Below are 21,651 nucleotides of genomic sequence, written 5' to 3'. Positions count from 1 at the left end.
GGTGGTGAGGAGGCCGTGCGGATGACGTCCATCGTGAACCGGACCGGCACCGCTACGGGATCCGGCACCGCTTCCGGTGCCGGCACTTCCTCCGGCGCGGTCGACGGCGCGGCCCACGTGCCCAGCAGGGAACGCGACGTCATCGCCGCGTTCGCCGAGATCACGACCGAGGCGATCACCGACACCAGACTCGAGGATCTGCTCAGCCTGGTCGGCCAGAAGCTCTGTGCGCTCCTGGGCGTCACCCGCTGCTCGGTCTACCTGCGCCACGCGAACGGCAGTTATCGCGGCGCCGCCGGGTTCTGCAAGGAAGCCGGGGACATCACCCAGGCGGTCAAGAAGCAGATCTCCGGTTTCGACGGCGACCTCTTCAGCCAGGAGGTCATCAACACCCGCGCGCCCGTCGTGATCGCCGACGCGCTCAACGACCCGCGTCCCCACCGCCGAACGATGACGCACTGGGATGTCCGCGCGATGCTCGGCGTCCCGCTCACCTTCGACGATGCGGTCATCGGCCTGATCTTCGTCGACAGTCGCGGCCGCGAACACGAGTTCACGCGCGAGGACATCGAGGTGGCCGAACTGTTCGCACGGCTCAGCGCGCTGTTCATCAGCCAGGCCATGCTCAACACCCGCCTGCGCGGGCAGGCCGCCGAGATCGCCCGGAACAACGCGACCCTGGCATACCTCGCCGACGTCCACCACCGGCTGACCAGCGCGGTCCTCGAGGGCGCCAACATCCACCGGGTCGTCGAACTGTTGTCGGAGCTGTCGGCCAAGCCTGTGGTTCTCTACAACAACTCGTTCGAGGTGCTCGCCTGGGCCGCCCCCGAGGCGCTGAAGCTGACCGCACCGCCGGTCATGAGTGCCAAGGTGCGCGCCACCAGCTCGGTTCGCCAGACACTGGCGCAGCTGTCGGTGAGCACGCCGTCGGCGATCGTCCCCGCTCAGCTCGCCGTCGGACTCGGACGCCGACACCTCATGTGCCGCATGGTGATCGAAGGCAAGCAGTCCGGCTTCCTCGGCATCGTCGAAGTCGGCCGGAGCCTGGAGGCACTCGATGCGAACATCGCCGAGCGGGGTGCCACGGTCCTGGCGTTGCAGATGCTCTCCGAACGCCGTCAGATCGAGACCGAGGGCCAGGCCCGCGACGACTACCTGTCGGACCTGTTGCGCAACAGCCGCGACAAGGAGCATCTCATCCGGCGCGGACCGCAGTTCGGCATCGACTTGACCTACCCGCACGTCCTCGTCCGGTTCACCGTCGACGACGCCACCGACAAGCTGACGGCATCGGCGATCCAGTCCCTGGTCACGCGCACGTTCGCCGCGGTGATGTCGATCCCGCCGCCGCCGGCGGTGCGTCTGCCGGGAGCGGTGGTCGTCATGGTCCGCCTCGACTCCGACGACCCCGACGAGGTCGGACGGGTGCGCGACCACCTGTCGATGATCCGGGACCGGCTCGGTACCGAGCTCTCCCTGGGCGCCACGCTGATCTCCGAGATCTGCCGCCAGGCCGTCGACTATCCGCACGCCCACCGCGACCTGCGCGAGATGGGTTCGATCGCAAAATCTTTCGGCTGGGACCAACGGGTGATGACCCTCGACGAACTCGGACTGTTCCGGGTGGTGGTCTCCAGCGGTCACGTGAAGGAGGCGGTGCGCTTCGCGCATTCCTTCGTCGCGACGGTCCGCGAACACGACGACGGCACCCTCCTGGCCACCTGGCGTGCCTTCGTCGCCGCGGACGGCAAGGTGCAGGCCACCGCGGCGGCACTGGATGTCCACGAGAACACGATCCGGTACCGGCTGGGACGGATCAAGGAGATCGCGCGCCGCGATCCGACGTCGCTGGACTGCCTCCTGTCGGCCAAGATGGCCTTTCAGGTCCTCGATCTCGCCGGTCAGTGACGCTCACGCGCTTTGTGGATTCCTCCAACGGCCCGTGGCGGCGACGGTTCTCCCCGGCAACCGATCGCCATAGGTTCGAGTCATGGCTCGCAGCACGATCCCCGACCGCCCCGCCCCGGCCGCCCGACTGCCGGTGGACCCCGATGCCCTGGCGGGATGGATGGACGACCAGGGACTGCCGGGCGGTGACACGATCGACCTCGAGCCCCTCCGCGGCGGCACACAGAACATCATGGTCACCGTCAGCCGAGGCGGCCGCAGATACGTGCTCCGTCGCGGCCCCCGACACCTCCGGCCCCAGTCGAATGCGGTCATCGCGCGGGAGATGACACTGCTGGCGGCACTGAGAGCCACCGACGTCGCCCATCCCCGCTTCGTCGCCGGCACCGACGATCCCGCCGTGCTCGGTGCCACCTTCTACCTCATGGAGCCCGTCGACGGGTTCAACGCCGCCGAGATGCTGCCCGCCGCCTACGCCGCCACTCCCGAGGGACGAAAGGCCATGGGGTACGCTCTCATCGACGCGCTGGCCGGACTGGCGGCGGTTGACCACACCGCCGTCGGCCTGCGCGACTTCGGCAAGCCGGAGGGCTTCCTCGAACGGCAGGTGCCCCGGTGGCTGGCCGAACACGAACGGTTCGCCTCGACACCCGGATATCCCGGTGGCACGTTCGGTGATCTCGAACGCGTGGCCGGCTGGCTCGAGGACAACCGTCCCGGCGACTTCCGGCCGGGACTGCTGCACGGTGATTATCACGTGGCCAACGTCCTGTTCGATCACCGTCGGCCCGAGGTCGCGGCGATCGTCGACTGGGAGATGGCCACCGTCGGCGATCCCCTGCTGGATCTCGGTGTGCTGCTGGCCATCTGGCCCGACAGCGCCCGCCGGCCCGACCTGTACGAGAGCGCCCTAGGGCTGGCCGGCGACCTGCCCACCAGGAGCGAGATCGTCGCGAGGTACGCCGAGCGTTCCGACCGCGATCTGAGCGCGCTGGACTGGTACACGGTTCTCGCGAGTTTCAAACTCGGCATCATCCTCGAAGGCACCTACGCCCGGTCGTGTGACGGCAAGGCACCCCGCGACGTCGGCGAACGTCTGCACCGCTACGCCGAAGGCCTCTTCGGCCGGGCCCGACACGTCATCGACGGGTCCTGACCGCCGGCACGCCCTGCCGTCCTCGACGCGGCCGAACGGTCGGCGTTGTCCGAGAACGATTGACCCGTCGCACCGCACCCGACCCCCACAGAAACGGAGCACCACCAATGGCCTGGGATTTCTCCACCGAACCCGCATTCCAGAAGAAACTCGACTGGATGCGGGATTTCGTCCGCACCGAGGTCTTCCCCCTCGAGACACTGGATCTCGACTGGGATCAGTTGCGCAGGGCGATCGCGCCGCTGCAGGAAGAGGTCAAGGTCAACGACCTCTGGGCGGCGCACCTCGATCCCGAACTCGGTGGTCAGGGATACGGCCAGGTGAAACTCGGCCTGATGCAGGAGATCCTGGGGTCGACCCCGTACGGGCCGCTCGTCTTCGGTTGCCAGGCACCGGATTCCGGAAACTGCGAGATCCTCGCGGCGGTCGGGACCGACGAGCAGAAGCGCCGCTGGCTCCGGCCTCTCCTGGCCGGTGAGTACTACTCCTCGTTCGCGCTCACCGAACCCGACAATGCCGGCGCCGATCCCACCAACCTCACCACCACCGCCGTTCGCGACGGCGACGGGTGGGTCCTCAACGGCCACAAGTGGTTCATCAGCAACGCCGCCACCGCCGACTTCATGATCGTCGTCGCCGTCACCGATCCCGACGCCGAACGCCACCGCCGGACATCGCAGTTCATCATCCCCATCGGCGCACCGGGACTCGACGTCGTCCGCGACATCGGTTCGGTGGAGAATCCCCGCCCGCGTCCACATACCTACGGCTCGCACTGCGAGGTCGTGCTGCGCGACGTCACAGTCGACGACTCGGCGCTGCTCGGAAACCGGGGCGACGGCTTCCTGATCGCCCAGAAGCGGCTCGGCCCCGGCCGGATTCACCATTGCATGCGCTGGATCGGTCAGGCGAGCCGCGCTTTCGACATGATGTGTGAACGGGCCACCTACCGTTACGCACACGGCTCGGTCCTCGCCGACAAGCAGACCGTCCGCAACTTCATCGCCGACTCGGCCGCCGAGATCCAGGCCCTTCGGCTCATGACGCTGCACGCCGCGTGGCGCATCGACGAAGAGGGTACGGCCGCCGCCCGCAAGGACATCGCGCTGATCAAGTTCTTCGGCGCCAAGATCCTGCACGACGTCATCGACCGCGCCCTGCAGGTACACGGTTCCCTCGGCTACAGCGCCGATCTCCCGCTGGAGTCGATGTACCGCGCGGCGCGTGCAGCCCGCCTGTACGACGGGCCGGACGAGGTGCATCGCGACAGCGTCGCCCGTCAGTACCTGAAGGGGTACACGCGTCCGGCCGACGACCGGCCGTCCGAACACATCCCCACCCGTCGCGAGGCCGCGCAGCGTCGCTTCGCCGACCTGCTCGCCGAGCAGCCCTGACCGTCGCTCTCCCCACTCTCCCCACCGTCCCCCACCAGAAAGTGAACACCATGTCTCTCAACGGGAAAACCGCCATCGTGACCGGCGCCGCACAGGGTATCGGACAGGCCACCGCGATCCGTCTCGCCGCAGACGGCGCCCACGTCGTCGCCGCCGACATCCAGGACTGCGGGGTCACTCTCAAGGAGATCGCCGAGAACGGCGGCTCCGCGGAGTCGCTGCGCCTCGACGTGCGCGTGGCCGACGACTGGTCGGCGGCGGTGGAGAAGATCACCGCCGCCCGCGGGTCGATCGACTGCCTGGCGAACGTGGCCGGAGTCGTCAACATGCTCAGCGAGGACACGGTCGTCGGCCTCACCGAGGAGGCGTGGGACGTCGTCATCGGCACCGACCTCAAGGGGGTGTGGCTCGGTATGCGCGCGGTGATCCCCGGGATGATCGACAACGGCGGTGGGCGCATCGTCAACATCTCGTCGATGGCCGCTCTGCGCGGTCTGCCGAACCTGGCCTCGTACTCGGCGGCCAAGGGCGGCGTCGTGGGACTGACCAAACAGGCCGCCTACGAGTACGGCCCGCACAACATCCTGATCAACGCGATCGCCCCGGGCACCATCGACACCCCGATCCTGGCCGACATCACCGAGGAGATGAGGCAGGCGAATGCCAACGCGCACATCGTGCGCCGTCTCGGGCTCCCGTCGGAGATCGCATCCATGGTCGCCTACCTCATGCGTGAGGGTGACTTCCTGACCGGCGAGATCTATCCGGTCGACGGCGGCTGGGCCGCGAAGGGCAACTTCTGAGTCGTCTCAGGCGCGAAGCTCGATGCCGTGAGCGGTCACGGCATCGAGCAGAGCGGTCGGCCGCTGCGCCGGCGGCACGTCGTGCACCAGTGCGAACGAACATCCCAGCGCACGGGCACCGCCGTCGGCGGTCTCGCTGTCACCCACCATGAGCACCTCGTCGGCGGGCACACCGAGCGGATCGAGGGCGGCGTGGAAGATCCTGGGGTCGGGTTTGATCGCACCGACCTCATAGGACAGTGCATACGCCCCGACGAGGTCCTCGACGCCGTGCAGTGCGAGCACCTTGCGGAGGTCGAAGGCGATGTTGCTGACTATGCCGATGGGCACGCCGGCCTCCGACAGCCGGGTCAGCACCTCGACGGTGTCGGCAAACGGCACCCAGGACTCGGGGGCGAGGACCCGATCGTAGAGCGAGTTCGCCTGATCGGCGTTCGACATACCCGCCGCACGCAGGAGTGCGAGATAGCCGACGCGATGGAGCGCAGGATCGAGATCCCTTTTCTCCCAAGCTATTCGATCGTCGCCGTCGACACCGTCTGGCAGGCCGACGGGCTGCACCATCCGCCGGATGATCGTGGCCTGCCGGTCGGGGTCGAACGGCTTCCCCGCGTCGTCGCGCAGGTCGGTGAACCAGTCGTCACGCGCCTCGAAGCGGAACAGGGTGCCGGAGAAGTCGAACAGGACGGCCCGCGGCGCCGGCTGCGGCGTCATGCGCCCGCGGCCCGGACGACGTCGGCGAGACGACGTGCCACCGACAGCGCCTGCTCGGCCGTCGCGGCCTCGACCATCACACGCACGAGCTGCTCGGTTCCCGAGGGACGCAACAGGACCCGCCCGGTCTCCCCCAGCCCGGCCTCGGCGGCGGCAACCGCTTCGTTGACCGAGTGTGATTGCGCCACAGCGTGTTTGTCGGACACGCGCACATTGATGAGCTCCTGCGGCAGCACCGTCACGATGCCGGCGAGGTCGGCCAGTCGCGACGACGTGGTAGCCATGCGCGCCATGAGCATCAGACCGGTCAACGTGCCGTCGCCCGTGGTTCCCGATCCCGGCACCACGATGTGACCGGACTGTTCGCCACCGATCGAGTAGCCACCGCGGCGCAGTTCCTCGACGACGTAACGGTCGCCGACCGCGGTGGTGTGCACCGTGATCCCGGCGTCGCGCATCGCCAGATGCAGTCCGAGATTGCTCATCACGGTCGCGACGAGGACGTTGTCGTGCAACTTGCCCTGGTCGCGCAGGGAGGTCGCCAGCACGGCCATGATCGCGTCGCCGTCGACGATCTGCCCGGTCGAGTCGACCGCGAGGCAGCGGTCGGCGTCGCCATCGTGGGCGAGACCGAGGTCGGCGCCGTGTTCGAGCACCGCCGCCTGCAGCTTGCCCATGTGCGTGGACCCGCAGTCGGCGTTGATGTTGAGGCCGTCGGGTTCGGCGTGGATGGCGATGACGGTCGCACCGGCGTCGGCGTAGGCCAGCGGCGCGAGCTGCGAGGCGGCGCCGTGCGCACAGTCCACGACGACGGTCAGGCCGTCGAGCCGTGTGTCGATCGCCTGCGCGAGGTGGCCGCGGTAGCGGTCACCCGCATCGGGGGCGTCGAGAATGCGTCCGACGGCGGCGCCGATCGGGCGGTCGAAGTCCTCGTCCATCGCGGCCTCGATACGGTCCTCGACCGCGTCGTCGAGTTTGTGTCCGCCGGCGGAGAAGAATTTGATCCCGTTGTCGGGCATCGGGTTGTGCGATGCGGAGATCATCACACCGAGATCGGCGTGGTAGTCCGCGGTCAGGAAGGCAACCGCCGGGGTGGGCACGGTGCCGACGCGGATCGCGTCGACGCCGGTGGCGGCGAGCCCCGCGCAGACGGCGGCCTCGAGCATCTCGCCGGAGGCCCGCGGGTCGCGTCCGACCACCGCACGCGGGCGCCGGTTGGAATCTGTGCCGGAACTTGCTGAGAAAACGACCGCGGCGGCCGAGGCCAGGCGCAACGCGAGCTCTGGGGTGAGCTCTGCGTTGGCCAGGCCTCGGACGCCGTCGGTGCCGAAAAGGCGTGCCAAGATCAGCGCTTGGAGTACTGCGACGCCTTGCGAGCCTTCTTCAGGCCGTACTTCTTGCGCTCGACCGCACGCGGGTCACGGGTGAGGAAGCCGGCCTTCTTCAGGGCGGGGCGATCCTCGGGGGTGACGTCGATGAGTGCGCGGGCGATCGCCAGACGCAGCGCGCCTGCCTGGCCCGAGGGGCCGCCGCCGACGAGCTTGGCGTAGATGTCGAACGACTCGGTGCGCTCGACGAGGACCAGCGGCGCCTTGATGAGCTGCTGGTGCACCTTGTTGGGGAAGTACTCCTCCAGCGAGCGGCCGTTGAGGGTGAACCCACCGGTGCCCGGCATCATGCGAACGCGGACGACGGCCTCCTTGCGGCGACCGACGGTCTGGATCGGACGATCGATGACGATCGGCTCACGGACCTCTTCGACGGCGACGACGACGTCGTCGTAGTCGTCAGCGGCGTCTTCGACGGCCTCCACGACATCCACCGGATCGACGGCTTCCACGGCCTCGATGACTTCCACGACCTCTTCGACGGCGTCGTTGATGTTCTCGTTGCTCACTGAGCCACCTGCTTGATCTCGAAGGGGACGGGGCGCTGGGCCGCGTGCGGATGATTCGGGCCTGCGTAGACCTTCAGCTTCGAAGCCATGGCGTGACCGAGCTTGGTCGACGGCAGCATGCCCTTGATGGCCTTCTCGAGCACGCGCTCGGGGTAGGTCGCGAGCAGCTCGGCGGTCGTGCGGGACTTGAGCCCACCGGGATGGCCGGAGTGGGTGTAGTTCAGCTTGCGGTCGGCCTTGTTGTTGGTCAGCGCGACCTTCTCCGCGTTGATGATGACGACGAAGTCGCCACCGTCCATGTGCGGGGCGTAGGTCGGCTTGTGCTTGCCGCGGAGCAGGTTGGCGCTCTGCACGGCCAGCCGGCCGAGCACCACGTCGGTGGCATCGATGACATGCCACGTACGTGTGATGTCACCGGCCTTCGGGGTGTAGGTAGGCACAGTCGGTCCTCAACTCTTGTCTTTTGGGTGCTGGTCAGGCGTTCGGCGGAGGTTGTTCCCGGCGACCAGTGGGGACCCGGGCCTCTGCTGACCTGCACACACGTGTGTATGGCAGGCGCCGAGCACCAGCGATCCAGGTTACGCGAGAGTGCAGGTCAGGGTCAAAACGCCCACTACTGCCCCACGCGGATGCTCCGGACGGCCTGCGCGCACTCGGCGTCGACCGGCTCGGCCGCGGTGCCGGCCTGGCAGCCGATCGACAGTTGCAATCCGCCGTCGACCACGACGTACCAGCGGATGGCGCCGCCGGACGCGGGCGCCTCGCGGTAGCTGATCACGTCACGACCCGCGTATCGCGTGGCGGCGGAGAACTCGGTCACCACCGCATCGCCGCGCTGATCGATGCGGTTGCGCAGGCTGGTCGCCACCGATTCGCGGGTCGACCCGCTGCGCAGTTCGGTGAGCACGGCGATGATGCGCCGGCCGTCGTCGGCGTCGACGAACACCGCCCGGGAGGTGGTGGGGTCGTCGGTGGTGTCGCTCGGAGTGTCCTGCTCGGTCTGTCGCCAGTCGCTGGGCACGGTCATCGCCGCGCGTCCGAGAGCGACGTCCGAGGACGCGGCGGCGGGAGCGGTGTCGCGTTGCCACACACCCACGGCGGTCGCCCCGATCACGACCAGCGCGGCCATCGCTGCCGCGCCGACCAGCACCCGGCGATCCCGCCACGCGACCCGCGGGCCGGCCGTCGCGGCGGCGACCGTGGCGGGGTCGCGGGTCACCGGAACGGCGTCGTCGGCGGTGCCGCCGGTTCGACGACCGTGCCGGACGACGAGATCACGGTCGACCGCGACCACCCGCCCCGCGATGGCGTGCGCCGCGATCAGCTCGATCGCCGAGGACACCTCGGCCGGGTCGTCGCCGTCGACGAACACGGCCTCGACGGTGTCGTCGACGACCGAGACGACGGACTCACCGACCGGATCACTTCGGTCTGCCGAGACAGTCTGTGTGCCTTTGGCTTTGGTGTCGTGGTCGATCACACCGGACCGTTCGACGGTCCAGCCCTCCGGACGCCGACGCACGATCTGCACGTCCCAGACGGCAGGCCGTGGGTGCGCCGGGTCGGCGGGCGGCTGCGGAATGTGAGTGGTCTCCACGACGGCGCATCGCTGAACGGTGAGATCGGCGTGGCTGCGCGCGATCAAGACGGCGCGCGGCACGAGCTCCACCGGCACCCGTCCGCCGGCATCGGCCAGCGACGATGCACGCCGATGACCCCAGGTACTCGGGTGGCCGACGATCATCGGCCGGGCCCGGTCACCCGAGGCGGCCAGACCGAGCCCGGCGAACACTCGCTGCCAGGCCTGCCGGGTGTGGGCACGTTGCCCGTCGAGCACCACGGTCATCTCGTCGACATTGTCGAGCAGGTACCGGACATCGCGATCGGGGTGACGGAGTCCGGTGTCCGGCTCCCAGATCCGGGGTCGGCCGAAGGCGAGGTCGACCACGATCGGCTCACCCGGATCGGCACGTGCGGAGCCGGGGACCCTGATGCCTGCCGACCGGGGATCCGCCATGAGGGTGCTCCGCCCTATTCCGGAAACGGGAGGTGGGCGACCTGGATCATCTCCTGGGGCCGGATACGGGACACCAGTTCACCGCGGCCCGGCACGAGCGACTGCAACCGTGAACGACCGGTGATGAACCCCTCGTCGCGATCGCCGCTCATGAGCAGGATGTCCGACGACAGATCCTTGAGCCGGGCGATCAACGGGTCGAACATCGCCCTGCCCAGACCTCCCGACCGGCGCGCGAGCACGATGTGCAAGCCGATGTCGCGGGCGTGGGAGGCGAGTTCGACGATCGGCGCCATCGGGTTGCCCGACGACGTGGCCACCATGTCGTAGTCGTCGACCACCACGTACACCTCGGGCTGACCCGCCAGCCACGTGCGGTCGCGCAACTGCTGGACGGTCACGTCATCCGGTGGCATCCGGCTCTTGAGGTAGACCGCCAGCTCGTTCATCAGCGACGCCGCACGATCGGGCGAGCTCGCATACCCGGCGAGGTGGTCGCCGTCGATGATCCCGAGCATGGTGCGGCGGTAGTCGATGAAGACGATCCGCACCTCGTCGGGCGTCGCGCCGGCGACGAGACCGGTGACGATCGTGCGCAACAGGTTGGTCTTGCCGTGCTCGACATCGGCGAACGCCATGAAATGCGGCTGTGCGTCGAAGTCGAGGATCACCGGCGCGAGTTCGAGCTCGCCGACGCCGATGGCCACCTTGTTGGGCGACAACGTGATCCCGGCTTCGGCGACCGCGCGCTGCACCGCGTCGAAATCGATCTCGGTGCTCAGCTTGCGCACCGCCATCGCCGACCGTCCCGGGTAGGCCGCCACGAGCATGTCCACCGACTGTGCGACGCCCGCGGGCAACGATTCGGCGCTGCTGACCGAGTCCAGCCGGGGCAGCGCGATGAGCATGTGCAGTTCCTGTGCGGTGAGGCCGCGCCCCGGCCGGTTCTGCGGGACGAGCGTCGCCGCGCGGCGGCCCATGTCGGAGTCCGACGGGTCACCGAGCCGCAGCTCGATGCGGGTTCCCATCAGGTCGCGGACGGCCGGGCGCACCTCGGCCCACCGGGAGGCGCTCACGATCACGTGGACACCGAAGCTCAGCCCCTGCGCGACGATGGCGGTGATCTGTTCTTCGAGTGACTCGAGTTCGGTGCGCAGCACATTGATGCCGTCGAGCACGAGGAAGACGTCGCCGAAGCGGTCCTCTGCCAGGGGATCGTCGGGTGCGAGGACACCGGAGGCGAACCACGACGCCCGGCGTGCCCGGTAGTCCCGCATCGACTCGATGCCGAGCCGCGCGAACAGCAACTCACGCGCGCGGACGATCGCGCCGACCTCGGCGACCGTCCGCCGCACCGCATCCATGTCGCCGCGCGAGGCGACCGAGCCCACGTGCGGCAGGCCGGCGATGCCGGTGAGGCTGCCGCCGCCGAAATCGAGGCAGTAGAACTGCACCTGCTCCGGGGTGTGCGAGGCCGCTGCCGCCATGATGATGGTGCGCAGCGTGGTCGACTTACCCGACTGCGGACCGCCGACCACCGCGACGTTGCCCGCGGCGGCGGACAGGTCGATGACGAGCGGATCGCGCCGCTGATCGTAGGGCCGGTCGACGATGCCGATCGGCAGCGCGAGCGTACCCGGCATCGCCGGTCGTGCCCAGTCACGTTCGCCGAGAAGGTGTTCCACGGTCGGCGAGGAGTCCAGCGGGGGCAGCCACACGCGGTGCGCGGGCGGGCCGGCCGTCGCCATGCGCCCGATGATCGTCTCCATCAGCGTCGGCACGGGCGCCGACACCGGCTCGAAGTCGGCCGGCGACTCCGGTGCCGGCGGCTCCTCGTCGAGCAGACTCTCGGCGTGATCGAGCAACGAACGCGAGGCGCCGGAGTCCAGGGGTACCGGAAGGGCGGTGAAGACCTTGAGGTTGCCCAGCCGGGCCGACGGGGTGGTCGTCGCGTCGGAGGTCTCGGCGATGGTCGGCGAGTAGTAGGGACCCGAGACGTAGGAGGTGTTGAAGCGCACCGGGTCTGCCGAGTCACACTTGAGGTAGGCCGATCCCGGGACGCTGGGCAGGTGGTAGGCATCGGGAACACCCAGCACCGAACGGGATTCGTTGGCGGAGAAGGTCTTCAGTCCGATCCGGTAGGACAGGTGCGAGTCGAGGCCGCGCAACTTGCCCTCCTCGAGCCGCTGCGAGGCGAGCAACAGATGGATGTGCAGCGAGCGGCCGAGTCGCCCGATCGCGACGAACAGTTCGGCGAAATCGGGTTTCTGCGAAAGCAGTTCGGAGAACTCGTCGACGACGATGAAGAGTGCGGGCATCGGTTCGAGGCGAACGCCCGAGGCGCGTGCGCGCTCGTAGTCGGCGACGTTGGCGTAGTTGCCCGCGGCCCGCAGGACCTCCTGACGGCGGTTCATCTCCCCCGACAGCGCGTCTTTCATGCGGTCGACCATCGACAGTTCCTGCTCGAGGTTGGTGATGATCGCGGCGACGTGGGGCGCGGACTCGAGGCCCAGGAAGGTGGCGCCGCCCTTGAAGTCGACGAGGACGAGGTTGAGTTCGGTCGGCGAATGCGTCGCGAGCATCGCGAGCACCAACGTGCGCAGGAACTCCGACTTACCCGAACCCGTCGCACCGATGCACAGGCCGTGCGGTCCCATGCCGCCGTGCGCGCTCTCCTTGATGTCGAGTTCGACCGGCGCCCCGGTCGGGGTGTAGCCGATCGGCACCCGCAGTCGTTCCCGGCCGCTGCGGCCCCGCCATGCGGTGGCCGGGTCGAATCGGGCGGCGTCGTCGATGCCGAGCAGCGCCGGCAGGCCGGGATCGGCGGAGGTGGCCTCGGATTCGAGGTTGGCCAGCGTCGCCGCGGTGGCCAGCCGGTAGCGGGCCATCCGCCGCGCGATGGCCTCCGCCTCGGCGATGGTCAGCAAGTCCATGTCGGCGAACTCCTCGACACCGGCCGCGCTGCGCGCGGCGACCTTGCCGCCCCGGACGACGAGCTGCAGGCCGCGCCGCACCGCCAGACCGTCGGGCGGGGCCGTCAGGTCGAGGACGGTGACACCCTCCATACCCGCGTCGTTGATGATGCGTTCGTCGCCGGCCACATAGCCGTCGTCGATGACGACCACCAGGTGCGCGCGGTTTCCGCTCGGCGGTGCCGACCGGCTGAACCGGCCGCGCTCCAGCAGATCCGCGGCCATCGAGTTCTCCAGGTCGGCCAGCGTCGGGTAGATCATCCGCATCGGCCCGATGCCGTCACGCAGCGTCGGATGTCCCACGTGCGGAAGCCATTTGGCCCAATCCCAGGCCTCGCCGGCCGGATCGCCGGTGACGATGCCGATGTGGAGGTGGTCGGGTCCGTGGAAGGCGCACAGTTCGACGATCATCGAGCGGATGAGCTCGCGGGTCTCCTGACGCGCCCCCTCGATGTTGATCGCCGGGAAGCCGCGCAGAGAGATCGACGTGGGCAGGCGGTACACCGCCGAATGCGTTCGGACGAAACGTCGGAGTGCCACCATCGACACCGGTTCGATGTCCTCGAGCGGGCCGGTCTCGGGCGGCATGAGCCGGGTGGCGAGACGCTGGACGCCGACTCCCACGCGGACATGGGCGAAGTCGTTGTCGCCGGGACGCCGCTCCCACATCCGCCTGCTGCCGATGACGTCGGGAAGGGCGCGGGGATCGGGATGACTCCAGGTGCGGGCCGCGCGCTGGTTGTCGACGGTGTCGAAGACCTGACTGCGCAGCTGCCCGAGATAGCGGAAGTAGTCCTTGCGTTCCTCGTTGAGCTCACCGGCGCGTTTGCCGCCGCCGCGCCCTCCTGCGGCGAACATGCCGAACATCGACATCAGCATCATCAACGGGAACATCATGAACAGCGGGTTGGACAGGATGTTCCGGCCGCCGGTGACCAGCATCAGCGACACCATGCCGATCACCGCGACCACCATGACCACCGGGAGCAGCTTCATGAGCAGGTTCCCCGGGACCACACGCGGAACGTCCGGCGGCGCCTGGATGTTGACCTCGCCGCCCGGCGTGCGCGGCGGAGTGATGCGCGGACGACGCACGAAACCCTCGGTCGTCGTGACCACGCGTTCCCCCTGACGTGTCGGTCTGTGTATCCGCCGGCGGTCAAACCCGCTGAAGTTGGCTATGTTAGCTGCTGAACCCAGGGGGAGGATTGACCTGATGTCACCTGTGGACGAATTCGCACCGGGGTACCCGACCACGACCGCGGATCAGAACGGGGCCCGTCGCCGCGCGGACACCACGATCGAACCGCAACTCGTGCGGGTGTCGGTGCTGGGCGGGAACACCCAGCTCGACGTCGGGCTACCGGCGGGCATCCCCGTCGCCGGACTCATCGGCGACCTCGTCGCACAGATCGAGTCGCGCAATCCCACCCGGCACGACCCCGACGATCCCGACGCCGACGCGGCCAACCCCGGCCGTCCGCACGACCGGCAGAACCGCTGGACGCTCGCACTCGTCGGACAGGAGCCACTGCCGCTCCATCGATCGTTGTCGGAGTCGGGAATCCGCGACGGCGACCTGCTCCTGCTCACGTCCACGCGAACCGGCGAATCGCCCGTGCTCTTCGACGACGTGGTCGACGCGGTCGCCCGATTGAACGAATCCCAGTTCGTGGGCTGGACCGCCGTCGCCGCGCGAATCCTCGGCCATGCCCTGGCCGTCGTGGCGGCGGTGGCCGCCGCCGCGTCCCCGGTCGCCGCCCGATCATCAAGCGACGCACTGTGGTTCGCGGGCCTGTCGGGTCTGGCCGTCATCGGCCTGGTCACCGCCGCGACGATCGTCGCGCGGTACTACCGGGACGAACCGACCTCGACGATCCTGTCGGTGTGTGCCGCACCCATGGCCTTCGCGACGGGCATGCTCCTGACCCCGGGCCACTTCGGTGCCGCGCACCTGACGCTCGGCTTCGCACTGACCCTGGTCACCGCCGTGGTCACCTACCGGATGACCGCCGTCGGCGCGACCGCCCACAGCGCGGTGACCAGCGCCGCGCTGCTCGGCGCCGTGGGCTGCGGCGCCAGGCTGCTCATCGACGCCTCCGTGTCCGACGTCGCCGCGGTGGTCGCCGCGGTGGGCCTGCTGATGATCGGACTCGCCCCGCGCGCGACGATCCTGCTCGCCAAACTGCCACTGCCACCGGTCCCGACCGCGGGTGCGGCCATCGACGTCTCCGACATCGAGCCGCGGCCCGCGATCGAGGGCATCGGCGCCATCGGCGCGACCGCGCTGCCCAAAGCCGACGCCCTGGAACGACGCTCGTACATCGCCAACGCCTACCTCACCGGGATCGTCGGCGGACTGGCCGCGGTCACCGCGGTCGCAGCCGTGCTCACCGCCTCGCCGCTGGCCGGATTCGAGTGGAAGAACGCGCTCTACGCCGCGATCATCGGCGTCGTGCTGTGCCTGCGGGGCCGTTCCCACAGTGACCTCTTCCAGGCCGCGACCCTGATCATCGGTGGATCGCTGGTGCTGATCGCCCTGCTCACCGGCCTGGCATTCGGCGACGACCAGTGGCCGGTCATCGGATTCGCACTGGGTACGGTGTTCGTGGTCGCCGCCCTGGTCTTCGGCGTCGTGGCGCCCGGCCAGGACTTCTCCCCCGTGATGCGCCGCTGGGCCGAGATCGGCGAGTACATACTCGTCGCACTCATCGTGCCGCTCCTGCTCTGGCTGCTCGACCTGTACCGGATCGTCCGGGAGATCTGATGGGCGGGAACATCTGATGCACCGCGCGCGTACCCGCGTCACCGGTGCCCTCGCCGTGATGCTGGCCGCCACGATGCTCGGGGTGTCGTCGTCTCCCGCCTCCGCTGCCACCCCGCCGCGCATCGACCCCGGGGCCCTGATCCGTTCCGCGCCCGTCGCACCGCCGGAACCGACCGAGCAGAGCCACCTGTGCAACACTCCCGAACTCACCCGGAACGTCACCACACCGACTGCGGCACAAGCGATGATGAACCTCTCCGAGGCCTGGCGATTCAGCCGGGGCGAGGGCCAGCGGGTCGCCGTCATCGACACCGGAGTGACCCCGCACCCGCGACTGGGACGAGTGACGCCGGGCGGTGACTACGTCTCCGACGGCAACGGACTCGAGGACTGCGATGCGCACGGAACGCTCGTCGCGGGCATCATCGCCGCGCGCCCGAGCGCCTCGGATGCCTTCGTGGGAGTCGCCCCGGCGTCGTCGATCATCGCGATTCGTCAGTCCAGCAGCGCATTCGAGAAGAAGGACGATCGTCGGCGCGACTCCGACCCCGCACCTGTCGTCGGCTCCGGCTACGGCTCGGTCCGAACCCTGGCGCACGCCATCGTGCGGGCGGTGGACCTGAAGGCCACCGTCATCAACATCTCCGAGGTCGCATGCGCGCCGGTGGCCGAGAAGGTCGACGACCGTGCTCTCGGTGCGGCCATCCGCCACGCCTACGACCGCGACGTCGTGGTCGTCGCCGCGGCCGGCAACCTCACCCGTGACGGTGCGTGCCAGAACCAGAATCCCGACCCGGCCGCGAGCGACCCAGACGGATGGGCATCGGTCTCGACGATCGCGAGTCCGGCCTGGTATTCGCCGTATGTGTTGACGGTCGGCTCGGTCGACGCCGACACCGGCACCCCGAGCGATTTCAGCCTGCACGGACCGTGGGTGGGCGTCGCGGCGCCGGGAACCGACATCGTGAGTCTCGACAGCAGGCGAGGTTCGGACCGACTCGCTTCGGCGCAGCAGAGCGACGCGGGGCCGGTACCGCTGATCGGGACGAGCTTCGCCGCACCGTATGTCGCCGGTACCGCGGCCCTGATCCGGGCGAGGTTTCCCGACCTGTCCGCCCGCGAGGTGATGGACCGGATCATCGAGACCGCGCATTCACCGGGCACCGGCCATGATCACCGGATCGGTCACGGCGTCGTCGACCCGGTCGCCGCTCTGACCGCGACGCTCCCGGCCGATCGGGCGGTCAGGGCCCAGTCGGCTCCGATCGCGGCTCCCCCGCCCGTCCCCGCGCCGGACAATACGGCGCGCGACGTCGCGATCATCGGCAGTGCGGTCGCCGTCGCGGTCATCGCCGCGGTCCTCGCGATCGCCCTACCTCACCGTCGGGTGCGCACGCTCGATCCCGACGAGTTCTGAGCGGAGTCCGACCCGAGGATCGGGTCCGGTCCCCTATTAGGTGCGTGCCGGACGCAGTTCGCGCGGGAGGGCGAAGGTCAGGGTCTCGTTGGCGGTGTTGATGGTCTCCACCGTGCCGTAGCCGCGTTCGGCCAGGTAGTCGAGCACACCGCGGACCAGGACCTCGGGCACCGAGGCGCCGGAGGTGACGCCGACTGTCGTGACTCCCTCGAGCCACGTCTCGTCGATCTCACGGGCGTAGTCGACGAGATGGCCGGCCTTCGCGCCGGCCTGCAGGGCCACCTCCACGAGGCGAACCGAATTCGATGAGTTCTGCGAGCCGACAACGATCACCAGATCGCATTCGGGCGCCATCGCCTTGACCGCCACCTGACGGTTCTGGGTCGCATAGCAGATGTCGTCGCTGGGCGGGTCGTTGAGCAGCGGGAACTTCTCCCGCAGGCGCTTGACCGTCTCCATGGTCTCGTCGACCGACAGCGTGGTCTGCGACAGCCAGACGAGCTTCGACTCGTCACGGACGGTCACCGCGTCGACGCTGCCCGGGCCGTCGACGAGCTGGATGTGTCGGGGCGCCTCGCCGGCCGTGCCCTCGACCTCTTCATGGCCTTCGTGGCCGATGAGGAGGATGTCGTAGTCGTCGCGGGCGAACCGCTTGGCCTCCTGGTGGACCTTGGTCACCAGCGGGCACGTGGCGTCGATGGTCCTGAGGTTGCGCTCCGCGGCCGTCTGGTGCACCAGCGGCGACACCCCGTGCGCGGAGAACACCACGAGTGCACCCTCGGGCACCTCGTCGGTCTCGCCGACGAAGATCGCGCCGCGTTCGGCGAGGGTCTCGACCACATGCCGGTTGTGCACGATCTCCTTGCGCACATAGACGGGCGCCCCGTGCTTGTCGAGGGCACGCTCCACCGTCTCCACCGCACGGTCGACACCCGCGCAGTAGCCGCGGGGTTCGGCGAGCAGGACACGCTTGGTCTCAGACATGCTTCCCAGGGTACGGGTTACACAGGCCTGCTCGTGATGGCAGAGTGTTGGCATGGATCGCGCACCCTACCCTGCCCGGATCGCCGCAGGTCTGATAGTCACCGCCCTCGAGGAGACGCGCAAACTTCCCGCGCTGCTCATCACCCTGCCGATGACGGCGGTCAGTCAGACGCTGCAGGCCGGCATGCGGGCACAGCAGAACATCGCCGAACTGGCCATCAAGGGCGACGCCGCACTAGAGATGCTGTTCGACAAGCCCGACGAGCAGCCCGAGTGGGCCCGGTTCGACGAGGACGAGCTCGAGGGTCCCGGCGATGCGGCCGCCGCTGAGCCCGTCGAGAAGGTCGAGCCCATCAAGAAGGCCCAACCCGTCGACAAGGCCCAGCCCACCCCGACCACCCTCGACGACGAGATCGCAGAGGCCGCCGACGGGGACTCCCGGGTCGAGCTCGCCGGGGCGGAGAAGGGCACGGCGACGAAGGCCCCGGCGAAGAAGAGCCCGAAGAAGAGCCCGGCGAAGAAGTCTGCCGCCGACACCGCGGCGGCCGACAAGGCCGCCCCCGACGAGGCCCTCGCCGCCCCGCCGCGAGCCGACGCCGGACGGTTCGCGCTCTACAGCTCCGCCCCCGACGAGCTCGTCTCCGAAGTGCCCGCCGCCGGGGTGTCGGTCGGCTCCTCGAATGGTCAGGCGCCCGAGATCGTCGAGTTCATCGACTACGACAGCCTGACCCTGGCCCAGCTGCGTGCGCGGCTGCGGTCGGTCAGCACCTCCGATCTCGAGACGCTCGTCGGCTACGAGAGGGGCAACCGCAACCGGGCGCCGTTCGTGACGATGCTCGAGAACCGGATCACCTCGCAGAACAAGCGCTCCACCGAGGCGTGAGGGGCGCGTGAGCGGACCCGAATCGAGCGCCACACCGCAACGTTCCACCTCACCGAACTCGGCGGAACACCCGTGGCCGGTTCGGACGGTCAACACCAAGATCGCCGACTGGATTCACCGCCTCGGCCAGATCTGGGTGGAGGGGCAGGTCACGCAGATCAGTCGACGGCCCGGCACCCGCACGGCGTTCCTCACCCTGCGCGATCCTGCCGCCGACATCTCGATCTCGGTCACGTGTAGCCCAGATCTGTTGGCGCGCAGCGAAGTTCCCCTCACCGAGGGCAGCCGCGTGGTGGTGCTGGGCCGGCCGAGCTACTACACCGGGCGAGGAACGGTGTCGTTGCGCGTCAGCGACATCCGGGCGGTGGGCATCGGCGAGCTGTTGCTGCGGATCGAACGTCTCCGGCAGCTGCTCGCCGCCGAGGGCCTCTTCGACTCCCGCCTCAAACGGCCGCTGCCCTTCCTGCCCCGCGCCATCGGGTTGATCAGCGGACGTGCGAGCGCCGCGCAGCACGATGTCGTGAGCGTCGCCACCGACCGGTGGTCGGCGGTCCGGTTCGACATCCGGGAGACACCGGTCCAGGGACCGACGGCGGTCGCCCGCATCCTCACCCACCTCGCCGAGCTCGACGCCCATCCCGACATCGAGGTCATCGTCATCGCACGGGGCGGGGGCAGCGTCGAAGATCTGCTCCCGTTCTCCGACGAGGCCCTGCTACGGGCCGTCTCGCGATGTGTGACGCCGGTGGTCAGTGCGATCGGGCACGAGCCGGACAACCCGCTTCTCGACCTCGTCGCCGATCTGCGTGCGGCGACACCGACCGACGCCGCCAAGCGCGTGGTGCCCGACGTCGAGGCCGAGCTGGCCGGCGTCGAGGATCTGCGTCGTCGCAGCGCGCAGGCCCTGCGCAACTGGGTGCGCCGCGAATCCGGCGTGGTGGCGAGTCTGCGCGCGCGACCCGTTCTGGCCAGACCCGGCGTGCTCGTCGACCAGGAGGCCGGCGGGGTCGCCGAACTGGTGCGTGCGCTGCGTCGCGACGTCGTGCGCCACATCGACGCCGAGGAACGACGCCGTGAGCACCTGGCGGCGCGCCTGTCGACGCTCGGTCCCGCCCAGACCCTGGCGCGCGGGTACGCGGTGGTGCAGCGCACCGACACCCCCGATCCGCACGTCGTGAGCACGCTGGCCGACGTGCCCGCCGGTGCCGAACTGCGCATCCGGGTCGCCGACGGCGCGGCCGCCGCACGCGTCACCGAAAGTCCATCCGCTCCCCGCTCCGCCCGGCCGGCCGGAGCACGCGAACCATCAGCCCCGCGCACACGCAGAGGAGACTCGTGAGCACCGACGAGACGTACACCCCGGTGGAGGAACTCGGATACGAACAGGCCCGCGACGAGCTGGCCGACATCGTCACCACCCTCGAACACGGGGGCCTCGACCTCGACGCATCGCTGGCGCTGTGGGAGCGCGGCGAAGCGCTCGCGACCCGCTGCGAGGAACACCTGCGCGGGGCTCGGGAGCAGATCGAGACCGCCATCGCCCAGAAGAGCGGGACGGGTTCGGCGGACGAGGACGACGAGTAGTCAGCCGAATGCGGTGAGCGCCTGCTGATCGAGCGCACCCACCCGGGCGCGTCCGCGGGCGTCGCGGTCCCCCGCGGCGATGAGCGGCAGCCGGTGATCTCCTCCGGCGACGGGTGCGACCGGGTTCAGGTGCCGTTCACAGGTGTCCACGCCGGTCACGCCACCGGAGTCGAGGACGACCTCGAACCGCGCCGGGTCGGCCGCGAAGGACGATGCCCTGATCGGGGTGACCCGACCGGCGGCCGTCGCGGCGCCGGCGCCGTGCACCGGAACGGTGACCACCACCAGCACCGACAGCACCGCGACCAGGACCAGGCGGGCCCACAGAATGTGCACCCAGACCCGGGTCTGAGCAGGTAGCGCCGCCGAGGATGTCCAGCACCGACCGCGAATCCGAGTGAACCACGTGCGCCCGCCTCGCGCGGGCCCGCATCCCCCATACATGAGCGCCTCCTGCCGAGGAGACGCTATGAGTCGGCGAGGCCTTCCTCACGAGTAGTCCGCTACCCGAATCACCGCGCGCCCCGGCGGGAGGCTCGGGGACTCAAAGCGCGGGGACTCAGCCGGGCAGCGGCGCCTGGTTCACCACCGACGACGCGATCGTGTCCAGATCGGCGTCGGAGCCGCGCGAGAGCACCGCGATACGCACGTCACCGAGGTCGGTGATCCAGAAACGTTTGCCCTCGGTGGTCTCGTAGGTCACCCACTGCCGACCGCCCGCCTGCCGCGTGCCGGTTCCCACGATGTCGTCGAAGCCGGCCCCGGACCCGCCCAGGTAGGGCACGAGGACGTCCTCGGGCGCGTCGGTCTGGGTGAGCTGGACGTAGGCCTTGCTGCTGCTGATGTAGCCGACGGTGCTGACCCGATGGCCGTCGATCGCGTCCGACGAGCCGGAGTTGGGGGTCCAGCCCTCCGGTGTCGGCGGCCGGCGGATCGGGAACGGGAGCTCACGGGCGTCGGTGTCCAACGCGGTCACCACGTCGAAGCGGGGCACCTTGCCGTCGGCCGGGTCGTTGGACACACCCACCGAGCAGTTCCCCGACGCGATCGCCACCAACGCACACAGCGCGACCAACGGCACCAACGACCAGAACATGTCCTTGCCGTTGATCAGAATGCGCGGTTTGTCTGCCATGACGCCGAGTATCGCAC

18 protein-coding genes are annotated in these 21,651 nt (G+C 69.3%); 9 read left to right on the top strand and 9 right to left on the bottom strand.

Annotation, left to right across the window (positions count from 1 at the left end; genetic code table 11):
• The first annotated feature begins 21 nt into the window (after positions 1-21).
• The 4 genes from H1R19_RS08145 to H1R19_RS08130 all read left to right on the top strand — a co-directional run bounded on the left by H1R19_RS08145 (position 22) and on the right by H1R19_RS08130 (position 5,264).
• Positions 22-1,911: a helix-turn-helix domain-containing protein gene (locus H1R19_RS08145; RefSeq protein WP_244970910.1), complete on the top strand. Its 1,890-nt coding sequence runs from the start codon at positions 22-24 to the stop codon at positions 1,909-1,911.
• 82 nt (positions 1,912-1,993) lie between these two features.
• Positions 1,994-3,067 carry a phosphotransferase family protein gene (locus H1R19_RS08140; RefSeq protein ID WP_219851163.1) on the top strand — a complete coding sequence of 358 codons (1,074 nt, stop codon included), beginning with the start codon at positions 1,994-1,996 and terminating at the stop codon, positions 3,065-3,067.
• Between the two features lie 107 nt (positions 3,068-3,174).
• Positions 3,175-4,461 carry an acyl-CoA dehydrogenase family protein gene (locus H1R19_RS08135; RefSeq protein ID WP_219851162.1) on the top strand — a complete coding sequence of 429 codons (1,287 nt, stop codon included), beginning with the start codon at positions 3,175-3,177 and terminating at the stop codon, positions 4,459-4,461.
• Between the two features lie 50 nt (positions 4,462-4,511).
• Positions 4,512-5,264, top strand: a complete 753-nt coding sequence (locus tag H1R19_RS08130) for an SDR family NAD(P)-dependent oxidoreductase (RefSeq protein WP_188329782.1) — start codon at positions 4,512-4,514, stop codon at positions 5,262-5,264.
• 6 nt (positions 5,265-5,270) lie between these two features.
• Here H1R19_RS08130 and H1R19_RS08125 read toward each other — a convergent pair whose 3' ends face one another.
• The 6 genes from H1R19_RS08125 to eccCa all read right to left on the bottom strand — a co-directional run bounded on the left by H1R19_RS08125 (position 5,271) and on the right by eccCa (position 13,983).
• Positions 5,271-5,978, bottom strand: coding sequence for an HAD family hydrolase (locus H1R19_RS08125; protein ID WP_188329783.1), 708 nt, complete (start codon positions 5,976-5,978; stop codon positions 5,271-5,273).
• Positions 5,975-7,321, bottom strand: a complete 1,347-nt coding sequence (glmM, locus tag H1R19_RS08120) for a phosphoglucosamine mutase (protein ID WP_219851161.1) — start codon at positions 7,319-7,321, stop codon at positions 5,975-5,977. The genes H1R19_RS08125 and glmM overlap by 4 nt, the downstream gene beginning before the upstream one ends.
• A 2-nt stretch (positions 7,322-7,323) precedes the next feature.
• A complete protein-coding gene (gene rpsI, locus H1R19_RS08115) occupies positions 7,324-7,875 on the bottom strand; it encodes a 30S ribosomal protein S9 (RefSeq protein ID WP_188329785.1) in 552 nt (183 codons plus the stop codon).
• On the bottom strand, positions 7,872-8,315 hold the full coding sequence (rplM, locus tag H1R19_RS08110) for a 50S ribosomal protein L13 (RefSeq protein ID WP_188329786.1): 444 nt from the start codon (positions 8,313-8,315) through the stop codon (positions 7,872-7,874). The genes rpsI and rplM overlap by 4 nt, the downstream gene beginning before the upstream one ends.
• Before the next feature lie 173 nt (positions 8,316-8,488).
• Positions 8,489-9,892: a type VII secretion-associated protein gene (locus H1R19_RS08105; RefSeq protein ID WP_219851160.1), complete on the bottom strand. Its 1,404-nt coding sequence runs from the start codon at positions 9,890-9,892 to the stop codon at positions 8,489-8,491.
• A gap of 14 nt (positions 9,893-9,906) precedes the next feature.
• Entirely contained in the window at positions 9,907-13,983 is a 4,077-nt protein-coding gene (gene eccCa, locus H1R19_RS08100; RefSeq protein ID WP_219851159.1) for a type VII secretion protein EccCa, read from the bottom strand.
• A gap of 97 nt (positions 13,984-14,080) precedes the next feature.
• Here eccCa and eccD point away from each other — a divergent pair, with 97 nt between their 5' ends.
• Positions 14,081-15,631: a type VII secretion integral membrane protein EccD gene (gene eccD, locus H1R19_RS08095; protein WP_219851158.1), complete on the top strand. Its 1,551-nt coding sequence runs from the start codon at positions 14,081-14,083 to the stop codon at positions 15,629-15,631.
• A gap of 16 nt (positions 15,632-15,647) precedes the next feature.
• Entirely contained in the window at positions 15,648-17,048 is a 1,401-nt protein-coding gene (gene mycP / locus H1R19_RS08090; protein WP_219851157.1) for a type VII secretion-associated serine protease mycosin, read from the top strand.
• Between the two features lie 36 nt (positions 17,049-17,084).
• On the opposite strand, the gene H1R19_RS08085 is transcribed toward mycP, so the two are convergent.
• Complete coding sequence (locus H1R19_RS08085; RefSeq protein ID WP_188329791.1) at positions 17,085-18,032, bottom strand: 4-hydroxy-3-methylbut-2-enyl diphosphate reductase; 948 nt, start codon at positions 18,030-18,032, stop codon at positions 17,085-17,087.
• Positions 18,033-18,084: 52 nt separating this feature from the next.
• Between H1R19_RS08085 and H1R19_RS08080 the strand changes: the two genes are divergently transcribed.
• Genes H1R19_RS08080 through H1R19_RS08070 form a run of 3 tightly spaced genes read left to right on the top strand, consistent with a single transcriptional unit; the run spans position 18,085 to position 20,499 of the window.
• Positions 18,085-18,915 carry a lipid droplet-associated protein gene (locus H1R19_RS08080; protein WP_219851156.1) on the top strand — a complete coding sequence of 277 codons (831 nt, stop codon included), beginning with the start codon at positions 18,085-18,087 and terminating at the stop codon, positions 18,913-18,915.
• A gap of 7 nt (positions 18,916-18,922) precedes the next feature.
• Positions 18,923-20,254: an exodeoxyribonuclease VII large subunit gene (xseA, locus tag H1R19_RS08075; protein WP_188329793.1), complete on the top strand. Its 1,332-nt coding sequence runs from the start codon at positions 18,923-18,925 to the stop codon at positions 20,252-20,254.
• Positions 20,251-20,499 carry an exodeoxyribonuclease VII small subunit gene (locus tag H1R19_RS08070; RefSeq protein WP_219851155.1) on the top strand — a complete coding sequence of 83 codons (249 nt, stop codon included), beginning with the start codon at positions 20,251-20,253 and terminating at the stop codon, positions 20,497-20,499. The genes xseA and H1R19_RS08070 overlap by 4 nt, the downstream gene beginning before the upstream one ends.
• Here H1R19_RS08070 and H1R19_RS08065 read toward each other — a convergent pair whose 3' ends face one another.
• On the bottom strand, positions 20,500-20,835 hold the full coding sequence (locus H1R19_RS08065) for a hypothetical protein (RefSeq protein ID WP_188329795.1): 336 nt from the start codon (positions 20,833-20,835) through the stop codon (positions 20,500-20,502).
• A gap of 223 nt (positions 20,836-21,058) precedes the next feature.
• Positions 21,059-21,634, bottom strand: coding sequence for a DUF4245 domain-containing protein (locus H1R19_RS08060; protein ID WP_188329796.1), 576 nt, complete (start codon positions 21,632-21,634; stop codon positions 21,059-21,061).
• Positions 21,635-21,651: the final 17 nt, after the last annotated feature.

This window comes from Gordonia jinghuaiqii, from assembly GCF_014041935.1.
Taxonomy (GTDB): domain Bacteria; phylum Actinomycetota; class Actinomycetes; order Mycobacteriales; family Mycobacteriaceae; genus Gordonia; species Gordonia jinghuaiqii.
The sequence above is the reverse complement of the archived record's forward strand: the minus strand, read 5'-3'. Positions and strand labels throughout refer to the sequence as shown.